This window comes from Pseudomonas hefeiensis, assembly GCF_030687835.1.
Classification (GTDB): Bacteria; Pseudomonadota; Gammaproteobacteria; order Pseudomonadales; family Pseudomonadaceae; genus Aquipseudomonas; species Aquipseudomonas hefeiensis.
Map to the genome: position 1 here is coordinate 3,091,767 of NZ_CP117449.1, position 22,708 is coordinate 3,114,474.

20 protein-coding genes are annotated in these 22,708 nt (G+C 59.3%); 8 read left to right on the plus strand and 12 right to left on the minus strand.

The genetic code is table 11. The features are described from left to right. Window positions 1-47: 47 nt before the first annotated feature. The 5 genes from moaB to ubiT all read left to right on the plus strand — a co-directional run bounded on the left by moaB (window position 48) and on the right by ubiT (window position 4,288). Window positions 48-602, plus strand: a complete 555-nt coding sequence (gene moaB / locus PSH57_RS13630; RefSeq protein ID WP_305390089.1) for a molybdenum cofactor biosynthesis protein B — start codon at window positions 48-50, stop codon at window positions 600-602. Next, a complete protein-coding gene (locus PSH57_RS13635; RefSeq protein ID WP_305390090.1) occupies window positions 599-1,846 on the plus strand; it encodes a molybdopterin molybdotransferase MoeA in 1,248 nt (415 codons plus the stop codon). The genes moaB and PSH57_RS13635 overlap by 4 nt, the downstream gene beginning before the upstream one ends. 81 nt (window positions 1,847-1,927) lie before the next feature. Beyond that, the gene (ubiU, locus tag PSH57_RS13640; protein WP_256228333.1) at window positions 1,928-2,923 is read left to right on the plus strand and encodes a ubiquinone anaerobic biosynthesis protein UbiU; all 996 of its coding nucleotides are present in this window, start codon (window positions 1,928-1,930) and stop codon (window positions 2,921-2,923) included. Window positions 2,924-2,933: 10 nt separating this feature from the next. Next, window positions 2,934-3,824, plus strand: coding sequence for a U32 family peptidase (locus PSH57_RS13645; RefSeq protein ID WP_305390091.1), 891 nt, complete (start codon window positions 2,934-2,936; stop codon window positions 3,822-3,824). Then, window positions 3,818-4,288 (plus strand): ubiquinone anaerobic biosynthesis accessory factor UbiT, encoded by a 471-nt coding sequence (ubiT, locus tag PSH57_RS13650; RefSeq protein ID WP_305390092.1) that lies wholly within the window; start codon window positions 3,818-3,820, stop codon window positions 4,286-4,288. Before PSH57_RS13645 ends, ubiT begins: the two co-directional genes overlap by 7 nt. 24 nt (window positions 4,289-4,312) lie before the next feature. Here ubiT and PSH57_RS13655 read toward each other — a convergent pair whose 3' ends face one another. The 12 genes from PSH57_RS13655 to PSH57_RS13710 form a co-directional block, all read right to left on the minus strand. Next, the gene (locus tag PSH57_RS13655; RefSeq protein WP_305390094.1) at window positions 4,313-5,482 is read right to left on the minus strand and encodes a spermidine synthase; all 1,170 of its coding nucleotides are present in this window, start codon (window positions 5,480-5,482) and stop codon (window positions 4,313-4,315) included. Window positions 5,483-5,530: 48 nt separating this feature from the next. Continuing rightward, window positions 5,531-6,907, minus strand: coding sequence for an MFS transporter (locus PSH57_RS13660; protein ID WP_305390095.1), 1,377 nt, complete (start codon window positions 6,905-6,907; stop codon window positions 5,531-5,533). Then, a complete protein-coding gene (moeB, locus tag PSH57_RS13665) occupies window positions 6,882-8,009 on the minus strand; it encodes a HesA/MoeB/ThiF family protein (RefSeq protein WP_305390096.1) in 1,128 nt (375 codons plus the stop codon). The genes PSH57_RS13660 and moeB overlap by 26 nt, the downstream gene beginning before the upstream one ends. 1 nt (window position 8,010) lies before the next feature. Beyond that, the gene (locus PSH57_RS13670) at window positions 8,011-8,283 is read right to left on the minus strand and encodes a MoaD/ThiS family protein (RefSeq protein ID WP_305390098.1); all 273 of its coding nucleotides are present in this window, start codon (window positions 8,281-8,283) and stop codon (window positions 8,011-8,013) included. Between the two features lie 3 nt (window positions 8,284-8,286). Beyond that, window positions 8,287-9,057, minus strand: coding sequence for a hypothetical protein (locus PSH57_RS13675; RefSeq protein ID WP_305390100.1), 771 nt, complete (start codon window positions 9,055-9,057; stop codon window positions 8,287-8,289). Further along, window positions 9,032-9,733, minus strand: coding sequence for a TfuA-like protein (locus tag PSH57_RS13680; protein WP_305390102.1), 702 nt, complete (start codon window positions 9,731-9,733; stop codon window positions 9,032-9,034). Before PSH57_RS13680 ends, PSH57_RS13675 begins: the two co-directional genes overlap by 26 nt. Then, complete coding sequence (locus tag PSH57_RS13685) at window positions 9,714-10,931, minus strand: YcaO-like family protein (RefSeq protein WP_305390103.1); 1,218 nt, start codon at window positions 10,929-10,931, stop codon at window positions 9,714-9,716. The genes PSH57_RS13680 and PSH57_RS13685 overlap by 20 nt, the downstream gene beginning before the upstream one ends. A gap of 87 nt (window positions 10,932-11,018) precedes the next feature. After that, window positions 11,019-11,192 (minus strand): hypothetical protein, encoded by a 174-nt coding sequence (locus tag PSH57_RS13690; protein WP_305390105.1) that lies wholly within the window; start codon window positions 11,190-11,192, stop codon window positions 11,019-11,021. A gap of 670 nt (window positions 11,193-11,862) precedes the next feature. After that, window positions 11,863-12,249 carry a putative zinc-binding protein gene (locus PSH57_RS13695; protein WP_305390106.1) on the minus strand — a complete coding sequence of 129 codons (387 nt, stop codon included), beginning with the start codon at window positions 12,247-12,249 and terminating at the stop codon, window positions 11,863-11,865. Window positions 12,250-12,334: 85 nt separating this feature from the next. After that, entirely contained in the window at window positions 12,335-13,012 is a 678-nt protein-coding gene (locus tag PSH57_RS13700; RefSeq protein ID WP_305390107.1) for a Crp/Fnr family transcriptional regulator, read from the minus strand. 423 nt (window positions 13,013-13,435) lie between these two features. Beyond that, on the minus strand, window positions 13,436-14,083 hold the full coding sequence (narL, locus tag PSH57_RS13705; protein WP_092398418.1) for a two-component system response regulator NarL: 648 nt from the start codon (window positions 14,081-14,083) through the stop codon (window positions 13,436-13,438). Next, a complete protein-coding gene (locus PSH57_RS13710) occupies window positions 14,080-15,879 on the minus strand; it encodes a HAMP domain-containing protein (RefSeq protein WP_305390108.1) in 1,800 nt (599 codons plus the stop codon). Before PSH57_RS13710 ends, narL begins: the two co-directional genes overlap by 4 nt. A 314-nt stretch (window positions 15,880-16,193) precedes the next feature. Between PSH57_RS13710 and PSH57_RS13715 the strand changes: the two genes are divergently transcribed. The 3 genes from PSH57_RS13715 to PSH57_RS13725 all read left to right on the plus strand — a co-directional run bounded on the left by PSH57_RS13715 (window position 16,194) and on the right by PSH57_RS13725 (window position 22,708). Next, entirely contained in the window at window positions 16,194-17,495 is a 1,302-nt protein-coding gene (locus PSH57_RS13715) for an MFS transporter (RefSeq protein WP_305390109.1), read from the plus strand. Further along, the gene (locus tag PSH57_RS13720) at window positions 17,473-18,870 is read left to right on the plus strand and encodes a NarK family nitrate/nitrite MFS transporter (RefSeq protein ID WP_305390110.1); all 1,398 of its coding nucleotides are present in this window, start codon (window positions 17,473-17,475) and stop codon (window positions 18,868-18,870) included. The genes PSH57_RS13715 and PSH57_RS13720 overlap by 23 nt, the downstream gene beginning before the upstream one ends. Window positions 18,871-18,934: 64 nt before the next feature. Further along, window positions 18,935-22,708: a nitrate reductase subunit alpha gene (locus PSH57_RS13725; protein ID WP_305416658.1), complete on the plus strand. Its 3,774-nt coding sequence runs from the start codon at window positions 18,935-18,937 to the stop codon at window positions 22,706-22,708.

Genomic DNA, 22,708 nt, shown 5'->3' on the forward strand with positions numbered 1-22,708 from the left:
CGATTGCGGTTCAGGCTGGGCCATCTTTTTTATAAGGACGGCTGACCATGGCCCATCTGACGCAACGCCACTTTCAACCGCTGAATATTGCGGTGCTGACCATCAGCGATACCCGTAGCTTCGAGACCGATACCTCCGGCCAGACCCTCGCCGATCTGCTGCAAACGGCCGGGCATGTGCTGATCGACCGTGGGCTGGTGAAGGACGATATCTACCAGATCCGTGCCCAGGTCTCGCAGTGGATCGCCGCCCCTGAAGTGCAAGTGGTGCTGATGACCGGCGGCACCGGTTTCACCGCCCGCGATAACACCCCGCAGGCAGTGCTGCCACTGCTGGATAAACAGGTGGACGGTTTCGGCGAGCTGTTCCGGCAGGTGTCACTGGCGGAGATCGGCATGTCCAGCCTGCAATCACGGGCATTGGCAGGCATGAGCAACGGCGTACTGGTGTGCTGCCTGCCGGGTTCGCCGGGGGCGTGCCGCACCGGTTGGGAACAGATCCTGGCAGGGCAGTTGGACAGCCGCACCGGCCCGTGCAACTTCACTCCCCATCTCAAGCCGCAGCCAGGCGTTGTCGTTGAGCCTTGTGGGACGCGCTCATGAGCAGCGGCGCGTGTGGCAGCGTCTGTGAGAGCGGCGCGCTGATGCCGGTGGATGAAGCCATCCACTACCTGCTGGATCAGGCTCCGCTGCCACCTCCGGTGCAACAGGTGGCGCTGGACCAGGCTCTGGGCCGGGTGCTGGCGACAGACATCCGCAGCCCCATGAACTTGCCTCCCTGGGACAACAGCGCCATGGACGGCTACGCCCTGCGGGCCGCTGACCTGCCAGCCGTCGGTGGCTCACTGACCCTGGTCGGGCGCATTGCCGCCGGGCAGGCATCGAATAAACCGCTGCAGCCTGGACAGGCAGTACGGATTTTCACTGGCGCGCCGCTGCCCCCGGGGGCAGACACCGTGGTGCCTCAGGAAAGCTGTCGGGTAGAAGGTGAGCGGGTCTGGTTACCACCGGTCAATGACGGGGACCATGTGCGCAAGGAAGGCGAAGAGGTGCGCCGAGGGGACCTTTTGCTTCGTGCCGGCAAGCGCTTGCGGGCCCAGGAGCTGGGGTTGCTGGCCGGTGCCGGGATTGCGCGGGTGGAGGTCTATCGGCCCTTGCAGGTGGGCCTGCTCAGCAGCGGCGATGAACTGCGCGAACCGGGCGAAGCGTTGGCGCCGGGGCAGATATACAACAGCAATCGCCATAGCCTCGCGGCACTGCTGCGCGGCTGGGGTATGGACGTGCATGACTATGGCGCCATGCCAGACAAACTGCTTGCCAGTCGCCAGGCCTTGGGGCTGGCGGCGGCCGAGTGTGACTTGCTGCTGACCTCCGGCGGCGTTTCGGTGGGCGAGGAGGATCACCTCAAACAAGCCATCGAAGCGCTGGGCAGCGTCGACCTGTGGCGCCTGGCAATCCAGCCGGGTAAACCGCTGGCCTTTGGCGAAGTGGCCGGTAAACCCTGGATCGGCCTGCCAGGTAACCCATCGGCGGCGCTGATTACCGCGTTGATTGTCGTGCGCCCGTTCCTGTTCCGGGCCCAAGGCGTGGACGAAGTGTTGCCCGTCCCGTTGCAGTTGCCGGCCGGGTTTGACTGGCCAAAGCCCAACCGGCGGCGGCAGTACCTGCGGGCGAAACTGGCCCCGGGCGCCGATGGTTCGCTGTGTGTCGAACTGCATCCCCAGCAAAGTTCGGCCATGTTGGCTGCCGCATGCTGGGCCGATGGTCTGGCCGTGGTCGAGTGCCAGGCGCACGTGCGTATGCACGACAAGGTGATGTATTTGCCGTTCGCCAGCCTGATGCAGTGACGGCAATTGATTGTCGTCAAGGTCGCCGCCCATGAGCTGACTAGACTGGCGGCGGCCCGAGTTTTCTCATGAGGATGCCCCATGCAACTGGTTTGCCCGGCAGGGAATCTGCCTGCCCTCAAAGCGGCGGTGCGCCAAGGCGCCGACGCCGTCTATGTCGGCTTTCGCGATGACACCAACGCCCGGCACTTCGCCGGGCTGAACATGGACGACAAGCAGTTCGACGCGGCGGTCGCGCACATCCGCCAGCACCAACGCAAACTCTACGTGGCGGTCAACACCTACCCGCAACCCAAGGGCTGGGAACGCTGGCAGCGAGCGGTGGATCGCGCCGCCGATTTGGGCGTCGACGCCCTGATCGCCGCCGACCCCGGCGTGCTCGGCTACGCCAGTCAGCGTCACCCACAACTGGCCCTGCATCTTTCGGTACAAGGTTCGGCGACCCATGCGGCAGCACTGGCTTTTTACGCCGAGCGCTACGGCATTCGGCGTGCGGTGCTGCCACGGGTGCTGTCCCTGGCCCAGGTGCGGCAAGTAGCAGCGGCCAGCCCGGTGCCGATCGAAGTCTTCGGTTTCGGCAGCCTGTGCATCATGGCCGAGGGCCGTTGTCACTTGTCCTCCTACATCACCGGTGAGTCGCCGAACCTGTGCGGGGTGTGTTCGCCGGCCAAGGCGGTGCGCTGGAGCGAGGACGCCGATGGCCTGAGCGCACGCTTGAGCGAGGTGTTGATCGACCGCTACACCCCTGAAGAACCGGCCGGTTACCCGACCCTGTGCAAGGGCCGCTTTCTGGTGGGCGGCAAGCGCTTCCATGCCCTGGAAGAACCCACCAGCCTCGACACCCTGGACCTGCTGCCGGAGCTGACGGCCATCGGCGTTGAGGCAGTGAAGATCGAAGGTCGCCAGCGCAGCCCGGCCTACGTCGAACAAGTGACCCGGGTCTGGCGCGCCGCCCTGGATGCCCACCGGGCTGCGCCGCAACGATTCCGGGTGCGGGAAGAATGGCGCCAGGTGTTGGCCGGTTTGTCGGAAGGCAGCCAGACCACCCTGGGCGCTTACCATCGATCATGGCAATGAGGGAGGCCAGATGAAACTCAGCCTGGGACCGGTCCTGTTTTATTGGGACAAAGCGCAACTGGGGAATTTCTACGCCGAGATGTCGGCCTTGCCGCTGGATGTGATTTACCTGGGGGAAACCGTGTGTTCCAAACGTCGGGCATTTTCTCTGGATCAATGGCTGGGCCTGGGGCGCGAACTGCAAGCGTGCAGCCAGGCACAAATTGTCTTGTCGAGCCTGACGTTGATCGAAGCGGCCTCGGAGCTGTCGTCGCTGCGTCGCCTGTGTGACAACGGCCAGTTGTTGGTGGAAGCCAATGATATGGGCGCGGTGCAGTTTCTCGCCGAACGCAAGCTGCCCTTCGTCGGCGGCCCGGCATTGAACTTGTACAACGGCCACGCCCTGGGTCAATTGCTCGACAGCGGCATGATTCGCTGGGTGCCGCCTGTGGAATGCTCGGCGGCGCTGATCGGCGATGTGCTGGAGCAGGTGCGGGAACTGGACCGCGAGGTGCCCGAGGTGGAGATCTTTGCCTACGGCCACTTGCCCCTGGCGTATTCGGCACGCTGCTTTACCGCCCGGGCCGAAAACCGGCCCAAGGACGACTGTCAGTTCTGTTGCATCAACTATCCTGATGGACTGGCGTTGAGCAGTCAGGAGGGGCAACAGCTGTTCACCCTCAATGGCATTCAGACAATGTCGGGGGAGGTGACCAATCTGCTGGCCGATTACCCCGCGCTGATGGCCAGTGGCGCCAACGTGCTGCGCCTGAGCCCGCGCGCCCAGGGCATGGCCGAGGTGGTCCGGGCCTTCGACAAGGTTCGCCAGGGCGAGGCACCACCGCTGTTTGTGGACGGTTGCAACGGCTATTGGCACGGCCATGCCGGCATGTTGAAAGTTGAGGAGGCGGGCCTGTGCTGAGTCCAAAAAAATGGTTGCTCAAAGGCGCTGACCGGGTGCTGCCGTTGGTAGGCAAGGTGCCGTTTGTCGTGCAGCGTCTAGCGCTGCAGCAGGCGCTCAATCGTTGCCTGGCCGAGCCGCTGCGTGATGGCGGGTTCGAGGTGCTGCGCGGGCGCTGGCTGTGCCTGCGGGTGCCGGACCTGAAGTTGTGCTGGTATCTGACGCTGTCGCGGGACGGACTGCGCATCGCCGAACGGGCCGAAGCCCAGGTCACCATCAGCGGTAACTGGCGTGAGTTTCTGTTGCTGGCCAGTCGGCAGGAAGACCCGGATACGTTGTTTTTTCGTCGTCGGTTGGTGATCGAGGGGGATACTGAGTTGGGGTTGGCGTTGAAGAACTTGATCGACAGTCTTGATCCGGAGGTATTGCCGCCGTGGCTTTGGCGCAATCTGGAGCGGGCGGGTAAGGGGTTGGCGGCGGTCTGAGAGGTTGAGTTGCTGTGATAACTGTCAGATCAAGTCTGAGTCTCTACGCCCAAGGGAAACGCTTGTTGACAATCGGGCTAGCGCTCGTCGAAAACCTTCCACTTTGGACACATCTCCCCGGGTTCTATGGGTAGTGACGGCATAGGCGTAAGGGAATAAACCCTCCAGCCAGTCTCGTGGGTGGATATCGACGCTGTTCTCCAATGTCGCGACGACCCAGTCGGGCAGCCATGACATATCGCGGTCCGAGAAATTGACTTCGCCTGCGATCAGCAACGCCAGGGTGGTACGCAGCGACGATTTGTCTGTCAATAATCGCTCTAGCAGTGCTTGGCAAGCGTCCGGGTCATCCAGTAGCACACGAAGATCGTTGGGCTTACTCAGCTTCAGCGAGGCCGGAAGCAGCGCAGACAAGGCCGGTAACGAGTCCATCCAGCGTTTTTGCACCTCCAGATCAATCCCTACGAAGTCCAGCGCCGGGGGCACAAGCGGCGCGTGATGGATAACCGTGGGTGTCAGGTAACGCAGGCGAAGGCTCATGATGTCCATAAAGAGCCGGTCACTGGCGCATAAAAACTCCACTGCAGGTGCGGTGCCCAGTATGGTTGATGGCGGTGGGCCGATAATGAACGTCGCATTGCGTCGATGGGGCAGGTGATGAATGTCGCCCCAGCTGTCGTTCAGGCAGTGGGCGAGCCAAGCCTGGGGAGTAGGGCCGTTGAACGGGTCCAGGTTCATGGGAACGCCAAAACCGTTGAACACCACGTGACCGAGGGGATTGAGGCGGCTCTTCAATAGTTGGTGGAATCCGTGATCAAACACGATCGGGGCATAAGCGCTCTGGGTGTAGAGGTCGACAATAATGACGTCGTACCGGTCGGGAGTGACGACCAGGAAGTGCGCGGCATCGGAGACCACGCTGTCAAAGTCGATATGCGCTGCAAGTCGGTTCCGGTTGTCGAGGCTGCGCACGAGCGCGGTCTCGTCCAGATCAACGGCCAACAGACTGGCCACTCTGGTGCTGGCTGCGATCGGCGCCAGCGCCACACCGTCCGAAAGCCCCAGCATCAGAACCGAGATTCGATCCTTGGACGGATCCCCCAGAAAACCGATACAGCTCATGTCGTCATAATACTGGCCGCAGAAGATCTGTTCATGTCGAGCAGGTTCAGGTCGATCCTTGAAGTCCGGCATGTTGAAAGGCAACTCCGTTTGTAAGAGGCAGGGGTACGGCGTGGCACGTCAGTGCGCAAACGCTTTGGGGTATTTGTCCAGATAGGCATCAGTGAGCTGCGTATCCTGGGAGCGCATGAACGTTTTGAAGTCGGGTACCAGGAAGACCAGCAGAGACAACAACAGCACCATGACGCCCAGCAGCGTAATTGTCAGTGCAACCCCCAGATAGGCGATCAGGGTGTTCATCGCGAAACTGCCCAAGGGGCTGGCCGCCGCAGACAGAAATGAAACCGTGGCAAAAATCCGGTTGCGATGGAGCTTTGGCGTTGCCAGCAACCTCACAGCGGAGGTGGGGATGTTAATCAACATCAGGCCGACGCCACCGCAGAAAAAGGCTGCGGGCACGATGAACGACGATGAAACGGTCCCGACCACCACTAGGTTGCACCCCAGCAAGGCAAAGCCTGCGGACACACACATGTCACGGGGGACCCGGTCGGATAACCAGCCGATGATCTTGTAACTGCCCGCCAGAATGCCCAGCCCGAAGCACGAATCCAGAAGACCGATGTAAGTGACCGGGTACTGGATGACGTTCTTTACATACAGTGGGATCAGGATGGTGAAGAACGGAAACAGGGCAAAGTTGATCAGCATTGCAATGATGGCCAGGTAAAATTCGACTTTCACTCCGTAAACCACTTTGAAGCCGGAATAGATCATGCTGAAGCCGTTGGCACCCGGGGCTTTTTCGCCTTGGCCAGTGGCACCGATGGGGCTCGGGATGGTCGCGATCAACGCCCCGGCGATGAGAATCGCAAAAAAATCGACGGCAAAGGCGAACGTGATACCGAACCCGTAAATCAACCCGCTGGCCAGTACCGGCCCCAGCAGAATGGAAAAGGACGACATCACGCTTTTGGTCCGAAAGGCCAGGGAGACTTTATCGTCGTCTGCAAACAAAGGAATGATCGACGCCTGGAGAGGGTCGCGTACGCCGACGATCGCACTGCTGATCATCATCAGCGCGCCCACCGTCCAGGGGTTGAACGACCCCGTGGTGGACAGCACCACCATCAACAACGCTGTCAGCAGGCTGATCCATGAACCCAGCTTGATGATAAGGATTTTGTTGTACTTGTCCCCCAGCCACCCCAGCAGAGGTTTGGCTAACACTTCCGCCGCGATGGAACAGGCAATCATGTTGGCGAAATAGAGTGCAGAGCCTGTTTCCTGCAAGGCCCACCAGGCCACCGCTAGTTGATTGCACCGTCCACCCAGAATCATCAGTAAAAAGCTGAATTGCAGCTTCAGCAGAGGCCGGTCGATGCCGGGAAGGCCCCACGTTATGCCTGAAAAACTTGCGCTCATTGACGTACCTTTGATCCGAATAGAGTGACCGCGCAACCAGGGGCGTTCAAGAAACTGCGGGGTGGCGGTCATCAGGGTAAATCGCCAGATATCGCTCGATTCCACCCTCAAGGCTATAGAGTTCTGCTTCCTGGCTGAAGCTGCGAACTGCCAGCAGGGCCGCCTTGCTCCTGACGCCGGATTTGCAATAGAAAACGATACGGCGGTTGGTATCGAGTTCTTCCTGGCGTTTGATGATGTCTTTGAGCGGAATCAGACTGCCGCCCAGCGAACCTTGCTGATGCTCGTCGATATCGCGCACATCGACCAATTGAAATGGCGCTTGTTTCGCTATCCAGTCATGCAGTGTCTCCGGTGACAGCCAGTCGCTGTCGCGCCACGCAAGCGTGGTCGTAGCACCAAGCGTTTTCGCAGGGGGGCGGTCCCGTGTTTTTTTGTTGATGTTCAACAGGTGGAAAGTGTTGTCCAGGCAGTCGATAGACAACAAATGTCCGCTCAAGGGGGCCCCGGCACGGAGGATTAGCTTGAGTACTTCATTGGCCTGAAAGCAACCGAGCAAGCCAGGTATGACGCCAAGAACTCCCGCTTCCGAGCAGTTTCTCGTCAAGTGCGGTGGCGGAGGTGTTTCGAACAGATCCCGGAAGCACGGCCCCCGTTGTTGGGTGTGCCGATTGTAATAATTAAATACCGACACCTGCCCCTCGAATTGACTGATCGAGGCATAGACCATCGGTTTCTCACACTCGATACAGGCGTCACTGATGAGGTATTTAGCGTCGAAGTTATCAGTAGCGTCGACGATGATGTCGTATTCCGCCAGCAGCGAAAGGACGTTGTCCGGGTTCAGCGTGGTGGCTACGGTGTGGACGACAATGTCGGGGTTCAACTGATTGATGCGACGTTTGGCTGCCAATACTTTCAGGTCACCTACATCGGCAATCGCATAGAGAATTTGTCGGTGCAGATTGCTCACGTCGACAATGTCGTTATCAACGATGCCGATCGTCCCGACGCCAGCACCTGCCAGGTACAAGAGTACCGGGCAGCCCAGTCCCCCGGCGCCGACCACCAGCACCTTGCTGTCTCTGAGGCGCTGTTGCCCCTGAGCGCCGACCTCGCTGAGGATGATTTGGCGGGCGTAACGGGAGGTGTCCGTCTTCAGGTTGCATTGCATGTCAGCCACCTGCCACTGCGTTGATCAGAATCAATTGCGCATTACTGTCCATGGGACAACGGCGATCATGCTCACTGGTCACGGGCATGCCGTCGACAAACAACCCCACGAACGGCAACGGGTACAGGTCCTCAGAGAAGACCGGGCCAATCAGGTCGGGAAACCGTGCGGTCAGATTGTTCAGTACATCGCTGACGCACAAGCCCTCAGTGACGTATGTTTTATGCTGTTCGGTGTAGAACATGAACTGCCGGGGAAAGTGTACGACGGCCATAGGTCATCCTTGAGCGGTGTCAGTTGTCAGGTCGCTGGAAAACGCATCCAGCCTGGAGGTGATCAGTTTTCCGATTTCGGAAAGTTCGGTCGAAGCCTGGAGAGTAGCCAGACTCTTGAGGAAGTACTGATGCAAGTAGTCGAGTCGTTCGGGACGAGCTCGCACGGAACCGCTGGCCAGCAACCGCCTGTGGTAGTTCATGGCGCTGACCGCAAACAGGCAAGCCAGCAAGACTCCCCTAGGATTCTTGCCTCCGGTTCCTGACGGCAGTATGTAGTCGTTCGAACTGTCCTTAAGTTGGAAGTCGTAAATTTCAGCCATCAAACTGGACCAGATATGGGACAGTTCATGCACCAGTAACTCTTCAAGGTCCGTCATGCTGGAAAACGCGGCTTCGCCCAGAAACATTTGTTGCGGCAGCACAGGATTGGTCAGGCTGATTTGTTGGGTAAGCAACTTATATATATTAACCGGCAGGTCTAATAATTTGGTCCATTCCGGCAGCAAGGCTTTTAGGTTGCTCTTCGCTTCGGCCAACATGATCTGCTCGGCGTTACCGAGTGCTTGATGGGGTGGAAACGCGGGCGCACCTTCGATGTGCCGATTATACAGGGTGGTGGCAAAGGCTGGTTGTAAATAGGTGGTTAAAGGTAACTCGCCTCCCTCGATATTTTTACGTGCAATGGCGACGAGCGTTAAAAGTTTTGTGCTATTGAACACGGGGTGCACAAAGGGCAAACCATTTATTTCACACAGTATCTCTGATGGTGACATTCTGTTTCACCGTCCTCGTCCATGGTTGCAGTTTGAGAAAATCGATCAAGTCCAGGCTCTTTATTCTGTAGGCAGAAAAGTTGGTCAGGGCGCTGTCTATTTGTTTCGCCGCGACAGGGAGTGCCAGCAAGGCTTCTTTCAAACAATTTAGTGTTCGATGTCCGTACCACATGTTTTTCAGGTAGTGAAGTATGTGCTGTTCTTGTGCTGGCGTAATGATCTGTTCAGTCGTCCACTGTCCTAAAAACCGCCTGATATGAATAAGTGGTTCGCTGAGTGAAAGAAAGGGCTCTTGTGCTTGATGTATCAGGGTCACTTCGTCGTCGGACATGTCCGGATCGCTGGCGAATTGTCGATACACTTCACCAAAGCCTGTCATTCCCAGCGTATCCATTTCACAGGCGCGAATGGCACCCATGGATGACAATCCCCAAATGCGCCAACCCGCGCCCAAGGCGTCGAGTATCTCGGCATGGCCGACGGCAGGGTGAGCATGGAACACGCCATCGACAATGGCGAGGTTCGAAGGGGGCGATTGCGCCACCAAGTGTTCGATATCGCCGCGCTTGACGGGCGGGCGTAACACCAGGCCACCACCGCACAGTAATTGGCTGTCTATTCCTTGCAGGGAGGGGCCCGCAAACAGCGTGCATGCCTCAAGCGCTTTGTCTGACATACGTAAGTAACCTCGGACCGACCCTTTTCAAACCGGGCTCAAAGGCTTCAAGCCCCGGAATAATGATTCTGACCACAGCGATGTCGTCCGTCGCTTTACTGAGCACAACCCTTAGCACGGTACTGAGCCCGATACTTTGCAACCGCTCAATGAGCAACTCCCAGGCCGATTCGATCGTGGGGATCGCGGCTTCCTGGCAGTCGATGGAGGAGTAATCGATCATCTGGTCCCGGGAAGTGGCCACGGTACGCAAGCGTGAGATGGCCTGAAGTTCGACCGAACGGCCCTTCTTCTCGAAGTATTTGACGCGCTGGATGATGTCGTCCCGGCCCCCGTGGATGTGGCTTAAACGGCTTTGGGCCGCCTCACAGATGGCCCGGATCAAGGCGATTTCCTTGATGGGATGTAACCCGGAACCGGTAGCCACAGAGATGGGCGCCTGGGAAGATTCTTCCATGATAAAAGCCTGAAAGTAGGCCAGGCCAAAACAGTTTTCGGTGTAACGAACCGACAGGCTCAATCCCGCGGCAATGATTTTATTGATCAGGGAGTCGGTTTCTGCGCTGTAGCAGTCCAGATTGACGAGGCAGGAGCGGTCATGCAGGTGATTAAAGGCTTGAACATCGCGCTCCATGAGTTCGCAAACAGCGTGTACTGAGGCTTCCACCAAGTCATTGCCTGAAGCCAAGCCACTAGAGCTTTCCCCGAAGAGTTGTTGTCCGGGGTTTTCAGGGTAGGGAATGAAGACCAGTTCGGCGGGTGCAAGCACCTTTCGCTTGCGCAATATATCTTCAACTTCGATGGCCGTGATGAGCGAATCAACATCGGCAGAGAAACCATACAACATGCAAAATTGATTGAACGCTATTCGTCCTTCATGGCTTTCAATGAGTTGCCTCGGCGTTGTCCTTAACAGATTCAGTTGCGCCGTGTTGTATTGCGCAAGGCTGAACTCGATGGCTTCCATGTACGCGCCTATCTTGGCTTCTGCTGATCTGAGGCCTTTGCCAGCATTTACACACAGCGATCCCTTCAATGCATCGGGACGTATACTAGCAAATACTGGAATTCCAATGCGGTCCAGCCAGGTTGTGTCGGTTACTCGGGTAATGCCCAAGCGTGGGGCTATATCGTTGACGATGATTTTTAATGTTTCTTCGGCGCTGCGGCGACGGAGGCTTGAACTAAGCCTTTGCATAATTGGCCACCTTTGACTGATGAAAGGTATAAGCAAGCATTATGTTCGACATAAAAAGCGGGAGAGAATTACTTCCCTCCCGCTTTTTCAGGCTGCGTTTTTAACGTCTTCAGCCAGAGCCAGCGTCAATACGTTATTCGACTGATGTGCCACAAAACCGGCATGCATCAGACTTTCATCATTCAGAATGGCGGAAAACTTATCCGCGGTTTCTGCGTCCAGTTCAAGCTCGAAAGCTGCATCATTAACTAGAGAGTCCATTTTATTTATCCTGTCCGTAGCATTGCGTTTGAGTAAATTTGTTGCGCAACACCTATGAGGTTTACAGGTGATGGAGAGAGTGCCAAGTAAATACTAGTTTCAAAATGTTGCGACTTTATATTCTCGCGACGTGCTGACGAGTTGCTTGAAGTATTAGCCGCAGTGTTTGTGGGAATAGACTTACAGATTCTTGGGAAAAATCGCCTTCTTAGGATTAATCCTAAGAAATTTCCGTGAGTAATTGCTGAGAATTTTTATGTTCTTGATGCACTGTTTCAGTCAAGACTAGCTATGTAGCGCTGGTTGAACTGATTTAGAAAAATCTGAGTAAAAATTTTAACAATGGTAGTTCCTTCGGACACTATGAAACGGTATGCAGTCATGAAAGCTCCCGCAAAATTTTCTGAAGGAACGCGACACTGGAAATGATCAGTTCAGGCCGAAATGGCAAAGCGTATGAACCAATAAAGGCGTTTTTGCGCTACCTTTTGGGAGCCTGGTTTCCCCGCAATTGGGTCGAGCTGCGTTCGGACGAAGCAGTCGTAAAACCGGCAAATGCATTCTAACTGACATACCGCGGATACAGGTTTTAGGACCGCTTCGCGGTCCAGCGGGAGCAAGCTCCCTCGCCACAGGTTTTGGTGTTCGACACTAGGACCTGTTCGCCTTCTCAAGCCGTCTCGGTGGCTTCGATCATCTGGCTTTCAATTAGCCGCTTGATCTCCTCAAACAACTCGTCACTCTGCTCCTCGGTGCAATCCTCGCCGTTGCGTTTGCGCAAACCGTGGTGGCTGACGATCAGATGCACATCGGCGTGTAGGTCGTGCTGGTTCAGGCAGCTTTCAACGCATTGCAGCGGGCAGCCGTCCAGCGCCAGGATTCTCCGTCCCGAGCGCGCTTTATTGACCAGCGCAGCCACATGCCCGCCGACCCCGACGATGCAGGACATTTCGGCCAGGCCGCTGCGATCCAGGCGCAGGGCCAGGGTATTGGCCAGCTGCGCGACATTCGAGCAACCGGAGCAGGAGTAGACCAAGGGAAGGCTTGAATCGGACATGAGGGTTCTCCTCTGATAGACACTGCCAGTGTGCGAGGCCGGCTGTAGTACGCCTTGATCATGATCAAATCCGAGACCGGCTCGGCTACTGTTGGTAAGCAGTAAGCTCTTCCTCAGCTAGGATCCGAATGTTGCGCCGCTCCATGGCAATCAGGCCACCGTCTACCAGGCGATGGAGAATGCGCGAGAAAGTCTCCGGCTGGATTCCCAACTTGGAGGCCACCAGGCGTTTGGAAACTTGCAGCACTACCTGACCGTCGCGCGGGTCGCGCTCCTGAAGCAGGAAATTGATGACCCGCCGGCTGGCGCTGGCCAGGGTCAGATTGTCGATGTCCTTGAGGCGCTGGTGCAAATGGATACTCATGCTCGCCAGGATCGCCAGGCAGACCTTCGGCTGGTCCTCCAGGGCCTTGCGGTAGTGCGTGCCTTCGATACTCACCAGCGCACTGTCCTTGAGCGCCGACGCACTGACCGGGTAGCACCGGGCCTGGCTGAACAGCAGTGCCTCGGCGAAGGTCTGCCCCGGCTGGATGATTTCCACCAGGTTCTCCTGGCCTTCACCGGTGACCCGGAACAGTTTGATCTGACCGCTGACCAGCAGGAAAAACCGCTTGGCCGGGTCGCCCTGGTGCATGAGCGTGCTGTTGCACTCAAGGCGTTTGAGCACGGCCAGGTTGCACACGTCTTCAAAAACCCGTTCCGGCAACTGGCTGAACAAGTGATGACGACGCAACAGTAAAACGATGGAAGGATGAGTCAGCATGGCGTACCTCCGCGTGCCGTCATGGTAGAACCCCACGCGCTCCCGGCCTATGCCTCGGCAGGCTTACCTCGGAAGAGGGATGGGCTTGCCGCTCAATACACAAACCCTGTGGGAGCAAAGCTTGCTCGCGATAGCGGAGAGTCAGCTTGCAGGGGTGTTGAATGTGCTGCCGTCATCGCGAGCAAGCTTGCTCCCACAGTTTTTCGAGTCATGCGCAGGCGCTGTATTCGCCTGAAACACCCTGTGGGAGCAAAGCTTGCTCGCGATAGCGGAGGGTCAGCTTGCAGGGGTGTTGAATGTGCTGCCGTCATCGCGAGCAAGCTTTGCTCCCACAGTTTTTTCCGAGTCATGCGCAGGCGTTGTATCTGCCTGGAACACCCTGTGGGAGCAAGCTTTGCTCCCACAGAAGGTGTGGTTTGCCGGCTAGCCGGCGCCGCGCAGATGCTCCATGGCCCATACGGCCGCTTCGACCCGTGAGCGCAAACCCAGTTTGTGCAGCAGGTTCTTCACATGAACCTTGACCGTGCCTTCGGTGATGCCCAGTTTGTGGCCGATGACTTTGTTGCTGCAGCCGCCGGCGATGGTCTTGAGCACCTGGCGTTCGCGTTCGGTCAGTTCCACGTCGGCCTGACGGGGAGGGGAGCGCAGAGCCTGGGCCATGACGCGGGTCAGGCCGGGGCTGATCACCAGCGCGCCGTTAAGGGCATCGCGGATGTACTGCACCAGCAGCTCCGGTTCCATGTCCTTGAGCAGATAACCGTTGGCATCCAGGCGCAGGGCATCGCGGATGTCGTCCTCGGCGTCGGATACGGTGAACAGCAATACCTTGCCGGTGTAATGCATGGCCCGCAGCCGGCGCAGGGTTTCGATGCCGTTCATTTGCGGCATGTTGTTGTCCAGCAGCACCAGGTCAGGTTTGAGCGGTTCGATCAGTGTCAGGGCTTCTTCGCCGTGGCTGGCTTCGCCGACGATGTGCAAGTCGTCTTCGAGTTCGAGCATCTGGCGGATCCCTCGACGCATCATGGGATGGTCGTCGACCAGCAGGAGGGTGTGACGCAGGGGGGCGTTCATGATGCGAGACCTTCGCTGTGTTGGCCCAGGAATTCCGGTTGGAAATGCACCTGGATACGGGTGCCCTGGGGCGTTCGGGAGAGAATTTGCAGTTCGCCGCGCAAGCTGCGGGCCCGTTCGTTCATGATGTTCAGGCCGTGATGTTCGCGCTGGTCCACTTCGCCACTGAAGCCCCGGCCATCGTCTTCGACCGACAGTCGCACGGTCTCGCCTTCCTGACGCAGTTCGAGCCAGGCGTTCTCTGCGTGGGCATGGCGCAGGCAGTTGGAGAGCGCTTCGCGGGTGATCTGCAGGATATGGATCTGCTCGCTGGCCGACAGCTCGAAGGCCAGGGTGTCGACGAACAGATGCACCCGGAAATCCCCCCGGCGGGAGAACTCTTCAGCGGTGTCCTTGAGTTCCTGGACCAACCCGTCGTCGTGGATTTGCAAACGGAACGTGGTGAGCAGCTCACGCAACTGACGGTAGGCATTGTTCAGTCCTTCGCGCAGTTCGGCGGTGACGGTTTCCAGGGTTTGCACCGGCTCGCCGCGTCGCATCAGCGTTTGCATGCGGCTGACTTGCAGCTTCATGTAGGACAGGGCCTGGGCCAGGGAGTCATGCAGCTCGCGGGCAATGATCGTGCGCTCATCGAGCAGCAGCAGGCGATGGTCCTGTTCGCGCTGGCGCTTGAGAGACAGCGAGGTGCCGATCAGGTTCGCCAGGGCTTGGATCAGTGCGGTTTCCCAGGGTTGCGCCGCATGACCGTCGACGAAATGCGCCTTGAGCTCACCCAGTTCCGTGCCCTGGTTACTGATGCTGAACGTCTGCGGCCGGGCGCTGTGATGTTTCTGGCAGGTGGCGCAATCGCTGCTGGCGCAGACCTCGCGGCTGTTGGCGCCATGCAGCGACAGCAGTTGCCGGGCAGGTGCCTGCAATTGACCTTGCAGGCACAGCGACAGGCGCAGGCCCGGCAGCCGCTGCTGGAACCGACTGATCAGTTCATCCAGCCCTTCGGCGTTGGCCTGTCGCGTGGCCAGGCTGCGGCTGCTCTGATACAGCAGTTCCAGGGCGGCATTGGCCTGTTGCAGGTTCAGGGTCTTTTGCCGGACCTGATTCTCCAGGGTGCGGTGGGATTGCTCAATGGTCTCGGCCATGGTGTTGAAGCTGGTCGCCAACTGGCCCAGTTCATCCTCGGAATGATGGTTGACCCGCACCTGGAACTCGCCACGGCGAAAGCGTTGGGTGGCGTCCACCAACTCCTGCAAGGGCGTGACCACGCCGTACTGTAATTCATACAGACCGATCAACAGGATGATCATGGTGCTGAACAGCGCCATGCCCTGGATCGTCTGTTGCCAGGCTTGCTTGTGCTCACTCTGGCGTTGCAACAGGGTGACGAACTGGTCCAGTTGCGTAACGAAGGAACCGGCGCTGGCCTGGAAGAATGCCGAATCGCCGCGTTCGATGGCCGGACGCAAGGTCTGGTTCCAACGCTGCACCAGGCTCTGATAGCTCAGATGCAGGGAGGTCTCCGGTCCGTCTTCCAGCACCGCGCGCAGGGACGGGCTTTGGAGGCGTTGTTGCAGGCTGTCGATGATTGCCGGGATATCGTCGCTGGCCCCGGCTGCCAATTTCCAGCTCAGGTGATAGGTCTCCATGCGCACGGAACCGGCGGTGTTGATGGCGGCCGCATCGCCCTGGCTAAACCAGGCAATGAGCCCGGCGCTCAAGGAGCTGGCCAGGGCGAGGATGGCGATCAGGATCACCGCTAGCCCGGCGCGAGCGGGCAGGGAACTGCGCAGCCAACGCATCATCGAGACGGGCCCTGGAAGAAAATCTGCAAACCGAACATGGGGGGGCGCCCTGGCGTGGGGGGGAGGGTAGCAGCCGATCCGGGGCGTACTACCTCTAAAGAGTTGTCGGCCGCTTCATTTTGATAGAAGCGTCGGTCGACGTGTTCAAAGCCTTGATAAATAAAGGTTCTTATCAACTTCAGGCTCTACCCCCTAAGAGGTAGACGGCCCCAGCATAGGCCAGCACCGCCGGGACGCACGTTGACCCAGGTCAAGTTTTGGCGGGGTAGGCATCACTAGGCTGCGCTCATCGAACTGACGGGGAGTGCATCAAGATGCGAGCGCAAGTGCAACAAGGATTGGTACTGGGGATGAGCACCCTGGCCTTCACCGTGTGCTTCATGGTCTGGATGATGTTTGCCGTGCTCGGTGTTCCGATCAAGGAAATGCTGGCGCTCAACGAAACCCAGTTCGGTCTGCTGGCCGCTACGCCGGTGCTGACCGGTTCCCTGGTGCGCCTGCCTCTGGGTCTGCTGACCGACCGCTTCGGTGGGCGCATCGTGTTCTTCCTGCTGATGCTCTCCTGTGTGCTGCCGCTGTACCTGATCACCCTGGCCACCGAGTTCTGGCAGTTTCTGGTGCTGGGCCTGTTCGTCGGGCTGGCCGGCGGATCGTTCTCGGTGGGCATCGCTTATGTCGCCAAGTGGTTCGATAAACAGAACCAGGGCTTTGCCATGGGTGTGTTCGGCGCGGGTAACGCTGGCGCCGCGTTGACCAAATTCCTCGCTCCGGCGTTGATCGCCTTCGGTTCCTGGCACCTGGTGCCGAAGGTGTTCAGCGCCATCCTGTTCATCACCGCGCTGCTGTTCTGGTTCCTCACCACCGAGAAAAAAGAACACAGCGGCGCTGGCGGCGCCACTTTGCGCGAGCAATTGAAAGCCCTGAAAGAACCGGCGGTGTGGCGCTACTGCCAGTACTACTCGATCGTGTTCGGCGGCTATGTGGCCCTGGCCCTGTGGATGACCAAGTACTACGTGCAGGAATACGGCTTCAGCCTGCAAAGCGCGGCGCTGTTGGCGGCGTGCTTCTCGCTGCCCGGTGGCGTACTGCGAGCGGTCGGTGGCTGGATGTCCGACCGCTGGGGCGCTCAGAGCGTGACCTGGTGGGTGTTGTGGGTCAGCTGGATCTGCCTGTTCCTGCTCTCGTATCCACAGACCCAACTGCAAGTGCAGACCGTCAACGGTACCGTGGATTTTCACATCGGCCTCAACGCCACGCTGTTCACCGTGCTGCTGTTCGTGATGGGCATCGCCTTCGCGTTCGGCAAGGCCTCGGTCTTCAAGTACATCGCCAACGACTACCCGAAAAACATGGGCGCGGTGTCCGGCATCGTCGGACTGGCCGGCGGCCTGGGCGGGTTCGTGCTGCCGATCATGTTCGGCGCCCTGGTGGACCTCACCGGCGTGCGCTCGTCCTGCTTCATGTTGATGTACGGCGTGGTCTGGGTCTCCCTCATCTGGATGTACCTCACCGAAGTTCGCAAGCGCCCGCTGCTGGGTAAACAGCCGCCGGCCCTCCAGTCCCCGTTTTCCAGCATTGCCCAAGGAGAAGAACATGTCCGTTCTACAAACGCCTGAAAAGGGCCCGGTCATTCATGACTGGCGTCCGGAAGACCCTGCTTTCTGGGGCAAGAGTGGCAAACAGACTGCCCGGCGCAATTTGTGGATTTCGATTCCGGCGCTGCTGTTGGCCTTCGCCGTGTGGATGGTCTGGAGCACGGTGATCGTGCGCCTGAACGCCATCGGCTTCAGCTTCAGCACCGACCAGCTGTTCTGGCTGGCGGCGTTGCCGGGGCTGTCCGGCGCGACCTTGCGCATCTTCTATTCGTTCATGGTGCCGATCTTCGGCGGTCGTCGCTGGACGGCCCTGAGCACTGCGTCGCTGCTGTTGCCGGCGCTGTGGATGGGTTTTGCCGTGCAGGATCCGGCCACGCCTTACAGTGTGTTCGTGCTGATCGCGCTGCTCTGTGGCTTTGGTGGCGGCAACTTCGCTTCGAGCATGTCCAACATCAGCTTCTTTTACCCCAAGGCCCAACAGGGCACGGCCCTGGGCCTGAACGCCGGGCTGGGCAACCTGGGCGTGTCGGTGATGCAGTTCAGCGTGCCGCTGGTGATTTCCTTCGGCGTGTTCGGCTTCATGGGCGGCCAACCGCAGGTACTGGCTGACGGCAGCTCGCTGTGGCTGCAGAACGCCGGTTTCATCTGGGTGCCGTTCATCCTCGCCGTGACCGTGATTGCCTGGTTCGGCATGAACGACCTGTCCAGCGCTCGTGCTTCGTTCAGCGAGCAGGCAGTGATTTTCAAGCGCAAGCACAACTGGCTGATGTGCTGGTTGTACCTGGCGACCTTCGGCTCGTTCATTGGCTTCTCCGCTGCGTTTCCACTGCTGATCAAAACCTCGTTTCCGGAAGTGATCGCCCTGAAGTTCGCTTTCCTCGGCCCGCTGGTCGGTGCTCTGGTGCGGCCACTGGGTGGCTGGCTGGCGGACAAGCTCGGTGGTGCGAAGGTCACGTTGTGGAACTTCGTACTGATGATCGCGATGGTGTTCGGGGTCCTTCATTTCCTGCCCCAAGGCGGCCAGGGCGGCAACTTCTACGGCTTCCTGGGGATGTTCATGTTGCTGTTCATCACCACTGGCGTGGGCAACGGTTCGACCTTCCGCATGATCCCGGTGATCTTCCGCACCCTGCATGAAAAAGCCAGCCGCGGCCAAAAGCCCGAGCTGCGCGAACAAGCGCTCAAGAACGCTGGCAAGGAGTCGGCCGCGGTGCTGGGTTTCAGCTCGGCCATGGGCGCCTTCGGCGCGTTCTTCATCCCCAAATCATTCGGCACTTCGATGGCCCTGACCGGCGGCCCGGAGATGGCCTTCTACATGTTCGTCGGCTTCTACCTGAGCTGCATCGTGGTGACCTGGTGGTGGTATGCCCGCAAGGGCGCCGCGACACCGTGCTAAGCCGAACCTAAACCTGCGTGGGCGGGGCGCAGACCCCGCGGAGCAAGCCTGAGAGGAACACACTGTGAGTCATTTACTGGATCAACTGCGGTTTTTCAACCGCAAGCAAGGCGAGTTTTCCGATGGTCATGGCGAGACCCGCAAGGAGTCCCGCGACTGGGAGAACGTTTACCGCTCCCGCTGGCAGTACGACAAGATCGTGCGTTCTACCCACGGGGTGAACTGCACCGGTTCGTGCTCGTGGAAAATCTACGTCAAGAACGGCCTGATTACCTGGGAAACCCAGCAGACCGACTATCCGCGTACCCGTAACGACCTGCCTAACCACGAGCCGCGCGGCTGCCCTCGGGGCGCCAGCTACAGTTGGTACATCTACAGTGCCAACCGGCTCAAGTACCCGAAGATCCGCAAGCCCTTGCTCAAGCTGTGGCGCGAAGCCCGGCAGACCCTGGCGCCGGTCGAGGCGTGGGCCAGCATCGTCGAGGACAAGGCCAAGGCCGACTCGTATAAAAGCAAGCGCGGCATGGGCGGTTTCATCCGTTCCAACTGGGAAGAAGTCAACGAGATCATTGCCGCCGCCAACGTCTACACCGTCAAGCAATACGGCCCGGACCGGGTGGTTGGCTTCTCGCCGATCCCGGCGATGTCGATGGTCAGCTACGCCGCCGGTTCGCGTTACCTGTCGCTGATCGGTGGCGTGTGCCTGAGTTTCTACGACTGGTACTGCGACCTGCCGCCAGCCTCGCCGATGGTCTGGGGCGAGCAAACCGACGTGCCGGAATCGGCCGACTGGTACAACTCCAACTACATCATTGCCTGGGGCTCCAACGTCCCGCAGACCCGTACCCCCGACGCGCACTTTTTCACCGAGGTGCGCTACAAGGGCACCAAGACCGTGGCGATCACCCCGGACTATTCGGAAGTCGCCAAGCTCACCGACCTGTGGCTCAACCCCAAGCAGGGCACCGACGCGGCACTGGCCCAGGCGTTCAACCATGTGATCTTCAAAGAATTTCACCTGGACAAGCCCAGCGCCTACTTCACCGAGTACGCCAAGCGCTACACCGACCTGCCGGTGCTGGTGATGCTCAAGCCGATGCTCGGCGTGGCACCGGGGGCCGGCTACCAGCCTGATCGCTTCCTGCGCGCCAGTGACCTGACCAACAACCTCGGCCAGGAAAACAACCCTGAGTGGAAAACCATCGCCCTGGATGCCAGCGGTGAACTGGTTTCCCCCCAAGGTTCCATCGGCTATCGCTGGGGCGAAGAGGGCAAATGGAACATTCTTGCCCGTGAAGGCGGCGAGGGCCGTGAGATCGACCTCAAGCTCAGCCTGATTGGCGATGACGTGGCTGAAGTGGCCTTCCCGTATTTTGCCGGTGAAGCCCAGGAGTACTTCCAGCACGTGGCCGGTGATGCGGTGCAGTACCGTCGGGTGCCGGTACACAACGTGGTGCTGGCCGACGGCAGCGTGGTCAAGGTCGCCACGGTGTTTGACCTGTCGGCGGCCAACCTGGCCATCGACCGTGGTCTGGGCGGCGCTAACGTCGCCAAGGACTACAACGACGCCTCGGTGCCTGGCACCCCGGCCTGGCAGGAGCAGATCACGGGCGTAAGCCGCGAGAAGGCGATCCAGATCGCCCGCGAATTCGCCGACAACGCCGACAAGACCCGTGGCCGTTCGATGATCATCGTCGGCGCGGCGATGAACCACTGGTACCACATGGACATGAACTACCGTGGGCTGATCAATATGCTCATGCTGTGTGGTTGTGTCGGCCAGACCGGCGGCGGCTGGGCCCACTATGTCGGCCAGGAGAAACTCCGTCCGCAATGTGGCTGGTTGCCCCTGGCCTTCGGCCTGGACTGGAACCGTCCACCACGGCAGATGAACGGCACCAGCTTCTTCTATGGCCACAGTTCGCAATGGCGCCACGAGAAGATGAGCATGCACGACGTGCTGTCGCCCCTGGCGGACAAATCGCAGTTTCCCGAGCACGCCCTGGACTACAACATCCGCGCCGAACGCGCCGGCTGGTTGCCCAGCGCGCCGCAACTGAACACCAACCCGCTGAACATTTGCCGCGATGCCGCTGCCGCCGGCATGGACCCGAAAGACTACGTGGTCAAGTCCTGGCAAGACGGCAGTCTGCGGTTTGCCTGCGAACAACCTGACAGCCCGGAAAACTTCCCGCGCAACATGTTCATTTGGCGCTCCAACCTGTTGGGCTCCTCGGGCAAAGGCCACGAGTACATGCTCAAGTACCTGCTGGGCACCAAGAATGGCGTGATGAACGAAGACATCGGCTTTGGTGGCGAATCCAAGCCTACCGAGGCTGAATGGGTCGACAACGGTGCCATCGGCAAACTGGACCTGGTGACTACCCTGGACTTCCGCATGTCCTCGACCTGCGTGTATTCCGACATCGTCTTGCCGACCGCAACCTGGTACGAAAAAGACGACATGAACACCTCGGACATGCACCCGTTCATCCACCCGCTGTCCGCTGCCATCGATCCAGCGTGGGAATCGCGTTCCGACTGGGAAATCTACAAGGGCATCGCCAAGGCGTTCTCCGCCATGTCGGTCGGGCACCTGGGTGTCGAGAAAGACCTGGTCACCGTGCCATTGATGCATGACAGCGTCGGCGAACTGGCCCAGCCGTTTGGCGGCACCGATTGGAAAAGCGCTGGCGTGGCGCCGCAACCGGGCAAGAACGCACCGAACCTGCACGTGGTGGAACGCGATTACCCGAACATCTACAAGCAGTTCACCTCCCTGGGCCCGATGCTGGAGAAACTCGGCAACGGCGGCAAAGGCATCAACTGGAACACCGACGATGAAGTGAAATTCCTCGGTGAGCTCAATCACCATGAGGTCGACGCCGGTATCAGCCAGGGGCGGCCGAAGATCGACAGCGCCATTGACGCGGCCGAAGTGATTCTGTCCCTGGCCCCGGAAACCAACGGCCAGGTGGCCGTCAAGGCTTGGGCGGCCCTGTCGAAATTCACCGGCATCGATCACAGCCACCTGGCGCTGTCCAAGGCCCACGAGGCGATTCGCTTCCGCGACATTCAGGCACAGCCGCGCAAGATCATTTCCAGCCCGACCTGGTCTGGCCTGGAAGACGATCACGTCAGCTACAACGCCGGTTACACCAACGTTCACGAAGCGATTCCATGGCGCACCATCACCGGCCGCCAGCAGTTCTACCAGGATCACCCGTGGATGCAGGCGTTCGGCGAGCAACTGATGAGTTATCGGCCGCCGGTCAACACCCGCACCATCGAAGGCGTGAAGGGCAAGCGCAGCAATGGCGAGACCGAGATCGTCCTGAACTGGATCACCCCGCACCAGAAGTGGGGCATCCACAGCACCTACAGCGACAACTTGCTGATGCTCACCTTGAGCCGAGGCGGGCCGATCGTCTGGCTCTCGGAAGTCGACGCCAAGCGCGCCGGTATTGAGGATAACGACTGGATTGAATGCTTCAACGTCAACGGTGCGCTGACCGCCCGTGCGGTGGTCAGCCAGCGGGTCAAGGAGGGCATGGTGATGATGTATCACGCCCAGGAACGGATTGTGAACGTGCCCGGCTCGGAAACCACCAAGACCCGTGGCGGCCACCACAACTCGGTGACCCGCGTGGTGCTCAAGCCCACTCACATGATCGGTGGTTACGCACAACAGGCCTACGGCTTCAACTATTACGGCACGGTCGGTTGCAACCGCGACGAGTTCGTCGTGGTGCGCAAAATGTCCAAGGTCGATTGGCTCGACGGTTCCAGTGGCGATGATCTGCCGCGTCCACTGCCCACCGATATCGAGGAGAACTGA